This is a genomic window from Enterobacter sp. E20 (assembly GCF_000801755.2).
Classification (GTDB): domain Bacteria; phylum Pseudomonadota; class Gammaproteobacteria; order Enterobacterales; family Enterobacteriaceae; genus Enterobacter; species Enterobacter asburiae_B.
This window is the reverse complement of the sequence record NZ_CP012999.1, coordinates 2,209,496-2,225,300: the sequence shown is the minus strand read 5'-3', so window position 1 is coordinate 2,225,300 and position 15,805 is coordinate 2,209,496. Positions and strand designations below refer to the sequence as shown.

Genomic DNA, 15,805 nt, shown 5'->3' with positions numbered 1-15,805 from the left:
AAGGACTCCATGTTGAAACGCACGTCGCCTTTACTCTTCGCCGTTATCGCTTTTATCGTCGGGCTGAACCTGCGCCCCATTCTGGCTTCTGTCGGACCGCTGTTTTCCGTGCTGCAGCGCGAAGCAGGGCTGACCGCTACGCAATTCAGCCTGCTAACCACCCTGCCGGTCGCGATGATGGGGCTTGCCGCCCTGTGTGGCCCCTGGCTTTTAGCCCGAGTCGGCGCCGTTCGGGGAATTATGTTTGGGCTCTTCATCCTGCTTGCGGCCTGTTTGCTGCGCGGTTTTAGCGCCTCACCGGAGAGTCTTATGGGCACCGCGTTACTGGGCGGGGCCAGCATAGGCACGATCCAGGCGTTAATGCCTGCCCTGATAAAAAAGGAATATACGCAAACGGCCAGCACGGTAATGTCGCTTTTCAGCACGGGCATTATGGCAGGAGCGGCAGTCGCCGCCGCCAGCGCCGAGCCGTTGTTTTCATGGCTCACGCTGAAGCCCGCGCTGGCAATGGCCGGGCTGTTAGCGCTGCTGGCGCTGATACTGTGGTTAACCCTGGTTAAGCATCCTCAGGAGGAAAAAACAGCACGCGAAACCGTTACGCTCTCGTCCTCCCGTACAGGGCTACTGCTGCTCTTTTTCGGCGTGGGAACGGGAGCCTACACGCTGGTATTGGCCTGGCTGCCCCCGCTCTATATTCAGGCGGGATGGTCCGCACGCAGCAGCGGCTACATGCTGGCCTGGCTGACGTTAACCGAGGTTGTCGCCGGGTTTGCCGTCTCCGCGCTGATCGGTAAATTCCCCGACCGCCGCGTGCCGCTGATTGCCGTTTTGCTGTTGCTGCTGGCAGGATTACTGTGTCTGGTCTTTGCGCCGGGTACGACGCCTGTATTATCCACGTTGCTGCTTGGCACCGGGATCGGCGCCCTCTTCCCGCTGTCGCTCATCGTCACGTTCGATCATGCGCGAACGCCCGCGCAGGCCGGGAAGTTGCTGTCTAAAGTTCAGGGAGGCGGATACACGATCGCCGCGCTTATGCCGTTAATTGCGGGGATCGTTCGCGACAGTTCGGTCTCGCTGACCAGCGCATGGCTGATCATGAGTGCGGGAGTCGTGCTGCTGATCGTTATCGCGCTAAATTTTAAACCCGTCGTGGACCAGCAGGCACGGTGAACGCGATACCAGTTTTGAGAGTCGTATTTCCGCCGATCGTAAGATAAATTCAGGGTGAATTTCACCTCATTCAGGAGTGGATATGTCGCAGACGTTACCGGAAATTGATGTCTTGTTCGTCGCCGGGTTCGGGCCCATTTCGCGGGATACGGAGTCCAGCAGCGCGTTTTATGTTCAGACACTCGGCCTTCCGCTGAAGCCGATGGAGGGGAATACCGATTATCTGCTCACTGAGGAGGATCAGCTGGAAGGCGTGAAGCATTTCGCCGTCTGGCCGCTCGCACAGGCGGCAGCATCCTGTTTTGGAGAGGAACAGTGGCCAGTTGAGCACCCGATACCGCAGGGTTGGGTTGAATACGAGGTTGAGGATCTGGACTCGGCTACCCGCGTTCTGAGTGAAAAAGGCTATCGGCTGCTGGTGGCTAACCGCACGGAACCGTGGGGGCAAACCGTCACTCGCCTGCTCAGCCCGGAAGGCTTGCTTACCGGGCTGACGATTACGCCGTGGCTGCGGGGATAAATGGTTTTTGGAAAGCAGCATAGTAGGGGGAAACGCCTGCTTTGAGCGAACAGTGGGCGTACCCTTATGCTATTTACACCAACGGTGTGAGTCTTTTTCTGTTAAGTTGAATGACGATGAAAACACACTCAGTCCTAACCTATTCAATGATTATTATCACCTGTCTGACTCAGGTGGGATAACGTTCGCCATTTTCCCGCCGGTAAGGCGGGCCTTACCGGTAACAATCCAGTGAGGTAAGAATGGACACAAATGCAGTAACGACGCCTGAAAAACCTGTCTTGCACTTGTTATGTGGAAAAATTGCATCAGGAAAATCCACATTGTCAGCAAAATTAGGATCATCACCTGGGACTGTAATTGTCAGCGAGGATCGCTGGCTGGCTGCCCTCTTTACCAATGAAATGCAATCCATATCTGATTATGTGCAGTATTCATTAAGACTAAGGAATGCCATGAAGCCTCATCTGGTGTCACTACTCAAAGCTGGTTTATCAGTGGTTCTTGATTTCCCGGCAAACACACAAACAAATCGTGAATGGATGATGAGCATTATTAAGGAGTCAGGTGCCAGTAATCAGCTGCACTATCTGAAAGTTTCTGATGAAGTATGTAAATCCCGCTTGCGCGCCCGTAATGCAGAAGGCGTGCATGAATTTTCTGCCTCAGATCAACAATTTGACATCATAACGCGCTATTTCGAAGAGCCAACGGCTGATGAAGGGTTTGATATTATCGAATACTGCTAAATTTACCTTCCTGCACAAAAGCCGCCAGTTGGCGGCTTCTTTATTTTCCATCTCATACGGTTATAAACGGTACTATAGCGAACTAAAAGTCCGCTCCTGGCACAAAGCGGACATCGGGTATTCCGGAAGTGCCCGACTCATGGTTAATTCCATTCACCAAAACTCTCACCTCCCCAAAGCCTCGACAATCACCCTCTCCATTTTCTCTGGCGTGGTCACCGGAGCAAAACGCTTGAGTGGTTTACCGTCGCGGCCGATCAGAAACTTAGTAAAGTTCCACTTGATCCGCCCTCCCAGCACGCCGGGCAATTCGTTTTTCAGATAACGAAACAGCGGGTGCGCCGCATTGCCGTTAACCTCCAGCTTCTCAAACATCGGGAAGCTCACGCCGTAGTTGATGTGACAGGTTTTCGAGATTTCGTCGGCGCCGCCGGGTTCCTGTTTACCGAACTGGTTGCAGGGGAAGCCCAGCACCACTAGTCCTTGATCGGCGTATTTCTTGTATAGCGCTTCAAGGCCAGCATATTGCGGCGTGAAGCCACACTGGCTGGCGGTATTGACGACCAAAACCACCTTTCCCGCATAGTCGGCCATTGAGATAAGGCGGCCATCCAGGCGGGTGGCGGTAAGTTGATAAAAGCGAGTCATACTGAAATCCCTCAAGGCTGGCCGAAAAAGTCACGGTGACCATCAACAGGGCCGCCGCCGTTTAGAAAGTTTACATTCAGGCAGGCTATTTGTGATACATTCCTGGCGCGCCAATGACCACCACACTCGCTATCAGGTATGCAGAACATAACAAAAAAAATTCGCTGGCTTCTGCTTACTCTCCCACTCCTCAGCGGCTGTGGCACGCTCTCACAGATGTCCTCCCCGGAAGGTACTCAGGAACTTCTCACCCATGATTCGCTGGATGGCGACGTTGACAGCGTGGTGCGTCACTATATGGCGCAAAAATCCGTTCCCGGGATGACGGTCGCGGTGATCCATAATCACGGCTCGCCGCAGTTTTACACCTGGGGCGTAACCGATGCGGTCAATCGCTATCCGGTCAGGCCCGACACCCTGTTTGCGCTCGGCTCGCTCAGTAAAGGGATCACGGCGGAAGTGGTGGCTTGTCTGGTGAATGAAGGGCAACTGAACTGGAACGATAACCTGGCGACATTGCTACCGCCGGGGACGCCGCTTAGCGCGGATGCACAAAAAATCACCCTGCTTGAACTGGTAACCCACACCTCCGGCCTGCCGCGTCAGAATATGGATGTTCCGATGCTTGGGAAATTCATCGGCTATTTAAGCACGGGCGAAAATTTCTATAGCGAGCTGGACAGCGATAACGTGCTGCGCTACCTCGCCGACTGGCGGGCGCCAAAGAATAAAGTGCCGCAATATTCCAATACCGGCTACGCCCTGATCGGCTATATCCTGAAGCACAAGACCGGCGAAGATATCCAGAGTTTAGCCTCGCGCTATATTTTCCGTCCGCTGCAAATGGCTAACAGCAGCTTTATACCCCAGCAGCTCAAAGGCTACCCGCAGCGGGCGCTCGGCCACGCGGGCGATCAGCCGAAATTTATCCCGCGCGGGCAGCTCACCCCGGACTGGCATTTTTCCAACAACATGGTGGCGGCAGCGAGCTTGTACAGCAACGCCGAAGATCTGGCGGCCTATGCCCGCTATCACGTATCGACGACCCACAGTCCCCTGCTGGACAATGTCTTTGCCGAAGTGAGAAATACCGATATTCAACGCCCTGACGGAGTGCAGGGTATTGCCTGGACCACCGACTTTATCGGTCTGGAAAAAATCACCTATCAGGTCGGCTATATCGGCGGCTACTCCAGCTTTATCGGCTATGACAAAGAAAAAGGCAATGCGGTGGTGGTGCTGCAAAATACCTTTAACTGGAGTAATTACATCGGCATCGCGCTGTTGATGGATATGGCGAAAAAAGACGGTCTGAGCCCTACACCGCCGACTTCGGCTTTAAGTTCTCATCAAACGCCAGCCGTTTCCGGTCAGGCTCAACTTCTCGCAGCGGCTCCACCTGGTGCATAGTTAGCTTGCAGCGCTCCACCAGCACCTGATACTCCCGCGTGCCCTGCTGCTTCCACGCCAGCTCCTGTTCGCTGAGTTCGCGAATCGCTTTGGCGGGGCTGCCGATAATCAAATGGTTGGCGGGCATCTCCGCTTTCGCCTTCACGAACGCCGCCGCGCCGACGATGCTGTTTTCACCGATGACCGCCCCGTCCATCACCACCGCGTTCATGCCCACCAGCGCATTGCGGCGGATCACGCAACCGTGGAGAATCGCGCTGTGGCCGATATGCCCGTCCTCTTCCACCACCGTGTCCTGCTCCGGGAAGCCGTGCATCACGCAGTTGTCCTGAATGTTGGCACCGTCTTTCACCACGATACGGCCAAAATCACCGCGCAGGCTGGCGTTAGGACCGACGTAAACGCCTTTGCCCAGAATCACGTCGCCAATCAGCACCGCCGTCGGGTGAACATAGCTCTCGTCCGGCACGACCGGCGTCAGACCGTCAATTTGATAAACTGGCATCTTCACTCCTTATGCGCTTGTAAGACCACCAAAGCGTTGATAGTAGAGCGTGCCGGGCACGGGCAGCTCGCCCACGGAGGTTTCGCCCTTCTCGCTGACAAACGCCAGCGCCCCCGGCGCGACACGCTGATAGATGTTAATGCAGAGCTGTCGGGCGCTTTGCCCCGCCCAGTGCGCGGGCAGCAACTCTTCCGGCAGCAGCGGATCTTTCAGCACCACGCGACGATAAAAGTGAATCAGCAGCAGCTGGATCTGGAAACAGCGTTCCGGCGTCAGCTCCTCCGGCGCGGCCTCTTTCAACAGCGGCAGCAGCGGGCGGAATGAATCGATGAACGTCTCGTACATCGCGTTTTGCTCGGTTAACTGCCAGCACTCCTCCACCCGCGAACGCAGCGCGGCGCGGGAGAGAGCCAGCGGCGAGTGGGCTTCAAAGAAAATCACGTTTTCCGCCACGCCGGCATCGTGTAGCAGAGACTGCACGTCCGCCAGATGCTGCGACGGCGAGGCCATCAGGCTCGGCGCCAGCGTGCCAAACCCCTGCCAGATCAGCTGTTTTTTGACGTCGGCAAGGGTGGTTTTATCCAGACCTTCGGAGAGCAGCAACAGCCATTTGCCGTCCCATGCGGGCAGTTCCGCACGGTAAATCTTATTCTCCGCGCGACGCGTCAGGCGAAGCCCCTTATCGCTCAGGCGGTAAAAGCTGCGACGTCCGATGCGGGAAACGTCCAGCCAGCCCTCTTTGTTGAGGCGAAACAGCGCGGTGCGCACGAAGCGCTCGCCAAACCCCATGCCTTCCAGCAGGGCGGCCAGGCTACCGAGCCAAATCTCACCGCCGCGATGGGAAAGCGCGTCACCGTATAACGAGGAGATAAGCGAGGTCCCGCTGACGGGAACGGAGCTGACCGCGTGCTGGATAAAGGCGTCGAGTTTATTCATGTGATTCATTCTGTTGTTATTTTTGTCCTGGATGAATCATAGCATAGGATTTTGGGGTTTCCCCCTCACCCTAACCCTCTCCCAAAGGGAGAGGGAACTGTTTACACCCTCTCCCTTTGGGAGAGGGCCGGGGTGAGGGAAAACTTAGCCGTTGGCCGCGACTTTACGCAGGTCAAACACCCGGCAGGCTTTGCCCTCCGAGCGCGGGATGCTGCCGCAGTTAACAATCATTACGTCGGTGGAAATCCCCACCATCGACTTAATGCGGTGGCGCAGCTGATGACACACCTGGCAACGCTGCTCGTGGGTCAGCGTGAGGCTACTCTCTTTCAGCTCGACCTTCACGGAAAGTGAATCAAGATGCCCGCGACGGTTCACCTCCAGCTGATAGTGCGGAGAAAGGTGTTCGAACTTGACGATCTCCTCTTCCAGCTGCGACGGGAAGACGTTGACGCCGCGGATGATCAGCATATCGTCACTGCGCCCGCTGATGCGGTCCATGCGGCGCATGCTGCGCGCGGTGGCCGGGAGCAGACGCGTCAGGTCGCGGGTGCGGTAGCGGATCACCGGCAGCGCCTCTTTGGTCAGCGTGGTGAACAGCAGTTCGCCCTGCTGGCCGTCATCCAGCGGCGTGCCGTCGTTCGGGTTGACGATCTCCGGGTAGAAGTGATCTTCCCAGATGGTCGGGCCGTCGACGGTTTCGATACACTCCATCGCCACGCCCGGCCCCATCACCTCGGAGAGGCCATAAATGTCCAGCGCCGTAATGCCCAGGCGTTTTTCAATTTCGCGCCGCATGGCCTGCGTCCACGGCTCGGCGCCGAAGACGCCCACGCGCAGGGAACAGCCGCTGGCATCGCCGCCCATCTGGCGCTCCAGCTCCTCAATCAGGTTGAGGCAGTAGGACGGCGTTACCATGATCATATCCGGCTGGAAATCACGGATCAGCTGCGCCTGTTTCTCCGTCTGGCCGCCGGACATCGGGATCACCGTCGCGCCTAAACGCTCGGCGCCATAGTGCGCCCCCAGCCCGCCGGTAAACAGGCCATAGCCATACGCCACGTGAATTTTGTCCTTCGCGCTGCCGCCCGCCGCGCGCAGGGAGCGGGCCACCAGATTGGCCCAGTTGTCGATGTCGCCCTGCGTATAGCCGACAACGGTCGGTTTGCCGGTGGTGCCGGATGAGGCGTGAATACGCACCACCTGCTCCATCGGCACGGCAAAGGTATCGAACGGATAGTTATCCCGCAGGTCCTGCTTGGTGGTGCACGGGAATTTACGGATATCCGCCAGCTCGTTGAAATCGTCAGGGTGAACGCCCGCCGCGTCAAACTTGCGTTTGTACATCGGCACGTTGTTGTAGGCGTGATGCAGCGTCCATTTCAGACGCTCGGTCTGCAGCGCCTGTAGCTCGTCAAGGGAGGCCGTTTCAATCGGATCAAGCTTTGTTGTATTTGTCATTCTAGGGTACTCACATTGTTTTTATGCTCAAACACGCTCAAGGATCATGGCAATGCCCTGACCCACACCGATGCACATCGTACACAGCGCGTAGCGCCCGCCGCGTCGGTGCAGTTCATTGCTCGCGGCCAGCGCCAGCCTGGCACCGCTCATCCCCAGCGGGTGGCCCAGCGCAATCGCGCCACCGTTCGAGTTAACGTGCGCGGCATCATCCGGCAGGCCCAGCTGACGCAGCACGCCCAGCGCCTGCGAGGCGAAAGCTTCGTTAAGCTCGACAACGTCCATATCGTTAATGCTGAGTCCGGCGCGCTCGAGCACCTTGCGGGTCGCCGGGACCGGGCCGAGCCCCATCAGACGTGGCTCCACGCCTGCCGTCGCCATCGCCACGATCCGCGTGCGCGGGACCAATCCCTGCGCCAGCGCCATCTTCTCGCTGGCGACGATCAGCGCCGCAGCGCCGTCGTTGACGCCGGAGGCATTCCCCGCCGTGACCACCCCGTTCTTACGAAACGGCGTTTTTAGCCCGGCGAGCTGTTCGAGCGTGGTGTCCGCGCGCGGATGTTCATCCACGCTGAACTCAGTGACCGTCCCTTTTTTTCCCGGCACCGGTACCGACACAATCTCCTGCGCCAGAATGCCGTTCTGCTGAGCCTGCGCGGTACGCTGCTGGCTGCGCAGCGCGAACGCGTCCTGATCAGCACGGCTGATATTTAACAATTCAGCTACATTCTCTGCCGTTTCCGGCATACTGTCAGTTCCGAATTGCTGATGCATGAGCGGATTCACAAATCGCCAGCCGATAGTGGTATCAAAGATTTCCGCCTGACGCTGAAACGCGGCGGTGGCTTTGCCCATCACAAACGGCGCGCGCGACATGGACTCCACGCCGCCCGCAATCAGCAGCTCGCCATCGCCCGCCTTAATGGCGCGGGCAGCAAAACCAATCGCGTCCAGCCCCGATCCGCACAGGCGGTTAATGGTGGTTCCGGACACCGTCTGCGGCAGCCCGGCCAGCAGGGACGACATGCGCGCTACGTTGCGGTTATCTTCCCCCGCCTGGTTAGCGCAGCCGAAAATCACGTCGTCGATCCGCTCGAGGTCGAGTTGGGGATAGCGGGCCAGCAGCGCGCGCAGCGGCACGGCACCGAGATCGTCGGTCCGGACTGCGGCAAGCGCGCCGCCGTAGCGACCCACCGGGGTTCGAACGCCATCACAAATAAATGCGTCACGCATCAGGCCTCTCCTGTCACGCTGCCGCCGATGCGGTGAGATTTCCCGCGAAAAAGGGCGACGGTTTTCTGTTGTTGGTTCTGGATTTCAATGTCGTACACGCCGGTCAGCTTGCCCTGATGCATCACCCGCGCGGTGGCGGTGAGCGTGTCCCCGGCAAAGCCCGGACGCAGAAAATCAATCGAGCAGCCTGAGGCTACCGCCGCCAGCCCCTGGCTGTTGCAGGCGTAGGCAAAGGCGGTGTCTGCCAGCGAAAAAAGCTGTCCGCCGTGGCAGGTTTGGTGGCCGTTAAGCATCTGCGGGGTGATGGTCATGGTCACCACCGCGTAGCCCTCGTCCATGGCGACAATGTCCATCCCCATCGCCTGCGCGCAGGCGTCCCGTTCGTACATCGCGCGGGCGTTATGCCAGGCGTTATGACTCATAGCTACTCTCCAGAAGCGCACGCTGGCGCAGCAGTGAACAGGGGCGATAGCGCTCTTCGCCGTAATGACGCTGCAGGTTCTCCAGCAGCGTCAGCAGGCGCTGCCAGCCCAGACGCTCGCCCCAGGCGATCGGCCCGCTCGGGTAGTTCACGCCCAGGCGCATAGCGGTATCGATGTCTTTCTCGCTGGCGACCCCTTTTTGCAGGGCATCCAGCGCTTCGTTGGCAATCATCGCCAGCGTGCGCCAGACCAGCAGGCCGGGATAATCGGCAATTTGCACCACCCGGTTACCCTGCTGCTGCAGGTAGCGGATGGCCTTTTGCGTCGCGGTGTGGGGGTTGCTGGCGGCCGCCGCAATCACCGCCACGTCGCGCTCAATGCGGTCCACCACCACCACCGGGCCGTTGAGCCGCAGCGCCAGTGCCTGAGCGGTTTCGCCCTGCGTTTCAATCAGGTACACATCATCAATTTCGGTGACACCGTCACGTCTTCTTTCCACGCGCATCGGGCTGTAGCTGTCGTTCACGGCCTGCACCCACTGCACGGCGGGTTTGTCACCCTGCCAGTCGTAGACGCCCTTCCCGCTCTTTTTGCCCAGCCTTCCCGCCAGCACCAGCTCCTGCTGCACCAGCGAAGGCAGAAAACGACGCTCCTGCCAGAAGGCGTTAAATACCGAGCAGGTCACCGCGAAATTCACGTCCTGACCAATCATGTCGGTCAGCTCCAGCGGCCCCATCGGGAAACCGCCGCCGTCGCGCAGGGCGGCATCAATCACCTCCGGCGGCGCGACCTGTTCTTCCAGCGCGCGCCAGGCTTCGGAATAAAACGGACGCGCGACGCGGTTGACGATGAACCCCGGCGTTGACTGGCAGCGAACGGGCTGTTTGCCCCAGTTCAGCGCCAGCTCGCACAGCGCGTCGGCCACTTCCGGAGAGGTCGCCAGCCCGCTGACCACCTCCACCAGCTTCATCACCGGCGCCGGGTTGAAGAAGTGCAGTCCGGCGACCCGCTCCGGGTGGTGGACGTCCGCCGCAATCGCCGTAACGGAGATGGAAGAGGTATTGCTGGTCAGCACTGTCTGCGGCGGGCAGATCTCAGCCAGCTGTGCAAACAGCGCCTTTTTCACCTCCAGACGCTCGGAGGCCGCTTCTATGACCAGATCGGCCGCGGCGAGCGCCTCGATATCGGTGACCGGAAGCAGCCGGGCGAGGATCTGGCTCCCGGCATCGGCGGAGAGTTTTCCGCGCGTCACCCGGGAGGCCAGACGCTGGCGGATCCCGTCGATGGCGCGCGATATCGCGTCGCTGGAGATGTCGTAGATCAGCACCTGATGCCCATGGCTGGCCGCGACTTCGGCAATCCCTGCGCCCATGGTGCCGCTGCCAATCACGGCGACAGTCCGTATGTTCAGCATCTTATTTCCCCGTAAAGTTCGGCGCGCGCTTCGCCAGGAAGGCGCTGACGCCCTCGCGGTAGTCGTCGCTGCGCCCGGCCAGGCGCTGGTAGTCGCGCTCCAGATCGAGCTGGGCGTCCAGGGTGTTGGTTTCCGCGGCATTGATCGCCTGCTTGATCAGCCCCAGCCCGAAGGTCGGTTGAGACGCAAAGTGCAGCGCCATCTGCTGCGCCGTAGCGGAGAGCTGTTCGTCATCCACCACCTGCCAGATCATCCCCCAAGCCTGCGCCTGTTCGGCGCTGAGCTTGTCGCCGAGCAGCGCCAGCCCCATAGCGCGGGCGCGTCCGGCCACGCGCGGCAGCAGCCAGGTGCCGCCGCAGTCCGGCACCAGGCCGAGCTTGCTGAAGGCCATCACGAAGTTGGCGGAACGCGCGGCAATGACCATGTCGCAGCCTAATGCCAGCGTCGCACCCGCCCCCGCGGCCACGCCGTTAACCGCGCAGATGACCGGTTTCGGCAGCTTTGCCAGGCGGCGCACCAGCGGGTTATAGAAGGTTTCAACGGACATCCCCAAATCCGGCGCCGGGCCGTTGGGGTCGACGTTGCGGTCGTTCAGATCCTGACCCGCGCAAAAGCCGCGTCCCGCCCCGGTGATCAGCAGGCAGCGAACGGTGTCATCACGCTCGGCCTGTTTCAGGCACTCGGCAAGCTGCTGGTGCATCACGTCGTTAAAGCTGTTCAGACGCTCCGGACGGTTCAGCGTAATGGTCATTACGCCCTGCTCAACATGACTGAGAATAAATTCCACAATTAGCGTCCTTTAAAGTCGGGGGTGCGTTTTTGTAAGAAGGCGTCGATGCCTTCCCGGCGGTCTTCGGTGGCAGAAAGCAGCGTAAACAGCTGGCGCTCCTGGGCCAGACCGGCCTGGAGCGGCACCTCCTGAGACTGGCGCAGCGCCTGTTTCGCCGCCTGCAGCGCCAGCGGAGAGTGGCGCGCCATCAGCGCCGCCTGCTTCAGGGCATACTCCAGCGTCAGCGCTGGTGGGAAGACGTCGCTCACCAGCCCGGCGCTCAGCGCCTGCTGCGCGGAGATACTCTCTCCGGTCAGCACCATTTTGCTGGCGAGCGATTTACCAACGCTGCGGATAAGACGCTGGGTGCCGCCCGCGCCGGGCATAATGCCCAGCGTAATTTCCGGCAGGCCGAAACGGGCGTTATCGCCAGCAACGATCGCGTCGCACAGCAGCGCCAGCTCGCAGCCTGCGCCCAGCGCGAAGCCGTTCACGGCAGCGATCAGCGGTTTAGGAAAAGCGTTAATCCGCGCCCACAGCTGCGGGCGGATATCGTTCAGCGTGGCGGGCAGGTCTTTCTCCGCCATTTCGTTGAGATCGGCCCCGGCGGCAAAGCAGCGCTCGCTGCCGTAAATCACGCAGACGGCGATGTCGGCATCTGCTGCGGCGTCCTCAAGCTGCTCGGCAATCTGGGTTAACAGCGCGTTATTGAGGGCGTTGCGCGCCGCCGGACGGTTTAGCGTCAGCTGCAGCACGCGGCCATGACGGGTAACAATCAGTTCGCTCATGCCATCCCCTTCGCGTCGAAGTCGACAATCACGTCGGCGGTTAACGGCAGCGACTGGCAGCTCAGCACGTATCCGGCGGCCAGCTCGTCCGGCTCCAGGCTGTAATTGGTCGCCATGTCCACCTTCCCACGCAGCACTTTGCATTTACAGGTGGCGCACACGCCGCCCTTGCAGGCATACGGGAGATCCGCCCCCTGACGCAGGGCGGCATCCAGGATGCTTTCATCGTCCGCCGTCAGGGTGATTTCGCGGTCGCGCCCGTCCTGGCGCACGGTCACTTTCTGTCCTTCCGCCTGGACGTGCACCGCGCGTTTAGCGGTGGTTCCCGGGGTGTTAAAGCGCTCAAGGTGAATGGATTTGTCCGGCATCCCCAGCGCCTTCAGCGTCGCTTCGGCGTCGTCCATCATCGCCGACGGGCCGCAGATAAACGCCTCGTCGTACTGGCGGAAGTTAATCAGGGTTTTCGCCAGCGCCTGCAGCTTTTCCCCGTCGATGCGGCCATAAAGCAGATCGCTGTCCAGCCGCTCCTGGCTGAAGATGGAGACCAGCTGCAGCCGCTGCGTGTACTTGTCCTTCAGGTCCGCCAGCGCCTGGCGGAACATCATGCTCTGGCTGCTGCGGTTGCCGTAGATCAGGGTGAAGTGGCTGTTGGGTTCGGTCGCAAGCGTCGCGGAGATAATCGCCAGCATCGGGGTGATCCCGGAGCCTGCCGCAATTGCCAGGTAGTGGCCTTCGCGTTCAGCCCGCGGCTGGTAGCCAAACTGCCCCTGAGGCACCATCACCTCCAGCGCCATACCCGCTTTGATCTCATCCCGGGCATAGCGGGAAAAGCGCCCGCCGTCGATGGCTTTGACCGCCACGCTGATTTCGCCCGGGGCGGTACTCCGGCAGATAGAGTAGCAGCGGCGCAGCTCGTCCCCGCCAAGCTTCGTTTTTAACGTCAGGTGCTGGCCGGGGCGGAAGCGGTAGGCGTCCTGCAACGCCTGCGGCACCGCGAACGTGATGGTCACCGCGTCGCGGGTTTCGGGTTCCACTTTTGCCACTGTTAATGAATGAAACGTTGTCATGGCAGCCTCAAATGCATTTGAAATAGTCGAAGGGCTCGCGGCAGGTGTTGCAGCGGTAGAGCGCTTTGCAGGCCGTCGAGCCAAATTCACTGATAAGCGAGGTGTCGGTGCTGGCGCAGCGCGGGCAGGTCACCTCCACAGGCGCGTGCGCGTGGCAGCTATGCCCCACGGGCGGGCTGATGCCGTACGCCCGCAGACGCTCGCGCGCGTCGGCGGTCATCCAGTCGGTGGTCCAGGCGGGCTCAAGCTGGAGCACAATGTGTACCGGGGTAAAGCCGTTCGCGGTCATCGCGTCGCGGATCGCCCCCAGCAGGTGCTCCGTTGCCGGGCAGCCCGAGTAGGTGGGCGTGAAGCCAATGACCCAGCCTTCCCCCTGCGCCTTCACGCTGCGCACCATGCCTAAATCGGTGATGGTTAATACCGGCACTTCCGGATCGGGGATCTGGCTTAATAGCGCCCAGATCTGCGGAATTTGCGCAGGCGCAATGTCGACGAGGCGTTGCATAGCGTTCTCCTTTACCACTGCTGACCGGGATACGCGCGCTGGAGGTACTGCATTTCCGCCAGCATCGGGCCCAGATGTTCGGAATGCAGCCCCCTCTTGCCCCCGGTGCGGTACGCCACCTCTGCGGGAACCTGCAGGCAGGCCTCATTGAGACCGGCAAAGACTTCGCTTTCCCACGGCTGGCGCAGGACGCGCGGGTCAACCGCCACACCGGAGTCAATCAGGGCCAGCTCGACGTCATCGGCTTCAAACAGCTCCGCCGTAAAACGCCACAGACTGTCGATAGCCTGCTGCATTTTTTGCGCGGACGTTTCGGTCCCGTCGCCCAGACGCACCAGCCAGCCGCGGCTGAAGCGCAGGTGGTAGCGCGCCTCTTTAATCGCTTTGGCGGCGATGGCCGCAAGCTGGCCGTCGCTGCTCCGGGTCAGCCGTTCGTACAGCGCCACGTTCCAGGCATCCATCAGGTACTGGCGGGCAATGGTGTCGGCGAAGCTGCCGTTCGGCTGCTCCACCAGCAGAACGTTGCGGAACTGGCGCTCGTCGCGGCCAAACGCCAGCGTGTCTTCATCGCCCTGGCCTTCCCGCTCCGCGGCATAGGTCAGGAAATTGCGCGCCTGCCCCAGCAGGTCGAGACCGATATTGGCGAGCGCGAGATCAATTTCCAGCTCCGGCGCGTGGCCGCACCAGGCGCCGAGACGCTGGGAAAGCACCAGACCGTTGTCGCCCAGACGCAGGGCATAGGCAGTCACTGAATTCATTCTTTGCCTCACATATGCTCGATGCCGTCGGGGATGGTGTAGAACGTCGGATGGCGGTAAACCTTGCTTTCCGCCGGGTCGAAGAACTCACCGCTCTCTTCCGGCTGGGAGGCGACAATCTCGCTCGCCTTAACCACCCAGATAGAACACCCTTCGCTGCGGCGGGTGTAGGCATCACGCGCATTTTCCAGCGCCATGCGATCGTCGGCGGCATGCAGACTGCCCACGTGACGGTGGGATAACCCTTGTTTGCTGCGTACGAACACTTCGTACAGCGGCCAGTAGACGTTGCTCATCGTGATTCCTCTTAAGCCACTTTGCGGGCGTGTTGTTTTTCCGCGTGCGCCAGTGCGGCTTCGCGCACCCACGCCCCCTCTTCCCAGGCTTTACGTTTGGCGGCCAGGCGCTCGTGGTTGCAGATGCCGCGCCCGCTAATGACCTCGTCAAACTCCTGCCAGTCGATCTCGCCGAAGCGGTAATGACCGCTCTCTTCATCCAGACGCAGGTCGGGATCCGGCACCGTCATGCCCAGCATCTCCACCTGCGGCACCGTGTTGTCGACAAAGCGCTGGCGAAGTTCGTCATTGCCGAAGCGTTTGATTTTCCACGCCAGGCTGCGGGCGCTGTTCGGCGAGTTGTCGTCGTTTGGCCCGAACATCATCAGCGCTGGCCACCAGAAGCGGTTGATGGCGTCCTGCAGCATCTGACGCTGGGCCTCGCTGCCCTGCGCCAGCGCCATGCAGGCCTCAAAGCCCTGGCGCTGGTGGAAGCTCTCTTCTTTACAGATTTTCACCATCGCGCGGGCATAAGGACCGTAGGAGGTCCGGCACAGCGCCACCTGATTGACGATAGCGGCGCCGTCCACCAGCCAGCCGATCACGCCGATATCGGCCCAGCTCAGGGTCGGATAGTTGAAGATGGAGGAGTATTTCATCCTGCCGTCGAGCATTTTCTGGTAGATGTCTTCCCGCGCGCAGCCCAGCGTTTCCGCCGCGCTGTAGAGATAGAGTCCGTGCCCGGCTTCGTCCTGCACTTTCGCCAGCAGGATCGCTTTTCGGCGCAGCGTCGGCGCGCGGGCGATCCAGTTCCCTTCCGGCAGCATGCCGACAATTTCGGAGTGCGCATGCTGACCAATCTGGCGGATCAACGTCTTACGGTAGGCGTCAGGCATCCAGTCCTGAGGCTCAATCGCCGTCTCCTGCGCTATGCGCTGCTCAAACCGTTGTTCTTGCGTCACGTCATCACCTTTATGATTCGTTAGTTTGCAAATTAAGGCGTAAGGTTGAATCACTTTTTTAAAAGTTACACATAGGTTAAATATAACCCCAAGAATTGTTTCCTGGTTTTGTGATGCTGCTCGCAAGGCTTTTGCATCAGGCCTTTCAGAAAGCATCTCCAAGCGATGAGATTCATCCAGCCAGATCACAACGTTAACAATTCATTAAAAACT

Annotated in this window: 18 protein-coding genes; 4 read left to right on the top strand and 14 right to left on the bottom strand. The window is 60.0% G+C overall.

Annotated elements, in window-relative coordinates:
* Positions 1-9: 9 nt before the first annotated feature.
* The 3 genes from NI40_RS10520 to NI40_RS10510 all read left to right on the top strand — a co-directional run bounded on the left by NI40_RS10520 (position 10) and on the right by NI40_RS10510 (position 2,439).
* Positions 10-1,170 carry an MFS transporter gene (locus NI40_RS10520; protein WP_039262605.1) on the top strand — a complete coding sequence of 387 codons (1,161 nt, stop codon included), beginning with the start codon at positions 10-12 and terminating at the stop codon, positions 1,168-1,170.
* An 82-nt stretch (positions 1,171-1,252) separates the two neighbouring features.
* The gene (locus NI40_RS10515) at positions 1,253-1,690 is read left to right on the top strand and encodes a VOC family protein (protein WP_039262606.1); all 438 of its coding nucleotides are present in this window, start codon (positions 1,253-1,255) and stop codon (positions 1,688-1,690) included.
* A gap of 242 nt (positions 1,691-1,932) precedes the next feature.
* Positions 1,933-2,439: an AAA family ATPase gene (locus NI40_RS10510; RefSeq protein ID WP_045142961.1), complete on the top strand. Its 507-nt coding sequence runs from the start codon at positions 1,933-1,935 to the stop codon at positions 2,437-2,439.
* 165 nt (positions 2,440-2,604) lie between these two features.
* Here NI40_RS10510 and NI40_RS10505 read toward each other — a convergent pair whose 3' ends face one another.
* Positions 2,605-3,087: a glutathione peroxidase gene (locus NI40_RS10505; RefSeq protein ID WP_039262607.1), complete on the bottom strand. Its 483-nt coding sequence runs from the start codon at positions 3,085-3,087 to the stop codon at positions 2,605-2,607.
* A 138-nt stretch (positions 3,088-3,225) separates the two neighbouring features.
* Here NI40_RS10505 and NI40_RS10500 point away from each other — a divergent pair, with 138 nt between their 5' ends.
* On the top strand, positions 3,226-4,497 hold the full coding sequence (locus NI40_RS10500; protein WP_039262608.1) for a serine hydrolase domain-containing protein: 1,272 nt from the start codon (positions 3,226-3,228) through the stop codon (positions 4,495-4,497).
* Here the strand turns inward: NI40_RS10500 and paaY are convergent.
* The 13 genes from paaY to paaA form a co-directional block, all read right to left on the bottom strand.
* Entirely contained in the window at positions 4,406-5,002 is a 597-nt protein-coding gene (gene paaY / locus NI40_RS10495) for a phenylacetic acid degradation protein PaaY (RefSeq protein ID WP_039262610.1), read from the bottom strand. The genes NI40_RS10500 and paaY overlap by 92 nt on opposite strands.
* Positions 5,003-5,011: 9 nt before the next feature.
* Positions 5,012-5,947: a phenylacetic acid degradation operon negative regulatory protein PaaX gene (gene paaX / locus NI40_RS10490; RefSeq protein WP_033145431.1), complete on the bottom strand. Its 936-nt coding sequence runs from the start codon at positions 5,945-5,947 to the stop codon at positions 5,012-5,014.
* Positions 5,948-6,082: 135 nt separating this feature from the next.
* Positions 6,083-7,399, bottom strand: coding sequence for a phenylacetate--CoA ligase PaaK (paaK, locus tag NI40_RS10485; RefSeq protein WP_039262611.1), 1,317 nt, complete (start codon positions 7,397-7,399; stop codon positions 6,083-6,085).
* Positions 7,400-7,426: 27 nt separating this feature from the next.
* Positions 7,427-8,632: a 3-oxoadipyl-CoA thiolase gene (gene pcaF, locus NI40_RS10480; protein WP_039262612.1), complete on the bottom strand. Its 1,206-nt coding sequence runs from the start codon at positions 8,630-8,632 to the stop codon at positions 7,427-7,429.
* A complete protein-coding gene (gene paaI, locus NI40_RS10475) occupies positions 8,632-9,054 on the bottom strand; it encodes a hydroxyphenylacetyl-CoA thioesterase PaaI (protein WP_039262613.1) in 423 nt (140 codons plus the stop codon). Before paaI ends, pcaF begins: the two co-directional genes overlap by 1 nt.
* Positions 9,044-10,468, bottom strand: a complete 1,425-nt coding sequence (gene paaH / locus NI40_RS10470; RefSeq protein ID WP_039262614.1) for a 3-hydroxyacyl-CoA dehydrogenase PaaH — start codon at positions 10,466-10,468, stop codon at positions 9,044-9,046. Before paaH ends, paaI begins: the two co-directional genes overlap by 11 nt.
* A gap of 1 nt (position 10,469) precedes the next feature.
* A complete protein-coding gene (paaG, locus tag NI40_RS10465; RefSeq protein ID WP_094935220.1) occupies positions 10,470-11,258 on the bottom strand; it encodes a 2-(1,2-epoxy-1,2-dihydrophenyl)acetyl-CoA isomerase PaaG in 789 nt (262 codons plus the stop codon).
* Positions 11,258-12,025 (bottom strand): 2,3-dehydroadipyl-CoA hydratase PaaF, encoded by a 768-nt coding sequence (paaF, locus tag NI40_RS10460; RefSeq protein ID WP_039262616.1) that lies wholly within the window; start codon positions 12,023-12,025, stop codon positions 11,258-11,260. The genes paaG and paaF overlap by 1 nt, the downstream gene beginning before the upstream one ends.
* The gene (gene paaE, locus NI40_RS10455; protein ID WP_039262617.1) at positions 12,022-13,092 is read right to left on the bottom strand and encodes a 1,2-phenylacetyl-CoA epoxidase subunit PaaE; all 1,071 of its coding nucleotides are present in this window, start codon (positions 13,090-13,092) and stop codon (positions 12,022-12,024) included. The genes paaF and paaE overlap by 4 nt, the downstream gene beginning before the upstream one ends.
* A gap of 7 nt (positions 13,093-13,099) precedes the next feature.
* Entirely contained in the window at positions 13,100-13,597 is a 498-nt protein-coding gene (gene paaD, locus NI40_RS10450; RefSeq protein WP_039262618.1) for a 1,2-phenylacetyl-CoA epoxidase subunit PaaD, read from the bottom strand.
* Positions 13,598-13,608: 11 nt separating this feature from the next.
* Positions 13,609-14,355: a 1,2-phenylacetyl-CoA epoxidase subunit PaaC gene (paaC, locus tag NI40_RS10445; protein WP_039262619.1), complete on the bottom strand. Its 747-nt coding sequence runs from the start codon at positions 14,353-14,355 to the stop codon at positions 13,609-13,611.
* A gap of 8 nt (positions 14,356-14,363) precedes the next feature.
* Positions 14,364-14,651, bottom strand: coding sequence for a 1,2-phenylacetyl-CoA epoxidase subunit PaaB (gene paaB, locus NI40_RS10440; RefSeq protein WP_003857353.1), 288 nt, complete (start codon positions 14,649-14,651; stop codon positions 14,364-14,366).
* An 11-nt stretch (positions 14,652-14,662) separates the two neighbouring features.
* Positions 14,663-15,592 carry a 1,2-phenylacetyl-CoA epoxidase subunit PaaA gene (paaA, locus tag NI40_RS10435; RefSeq protein WP_033145421.1) on the bottom strand — a complete coding sequence of 310 codons (930 nt, stop codon included), beginning with the start codon at positions 15,590-15,592 and terminating at the stop codon, positions 14,663-14,665.
* Positions 15,593-15,805: the final 213 nt, after the last annotated feature.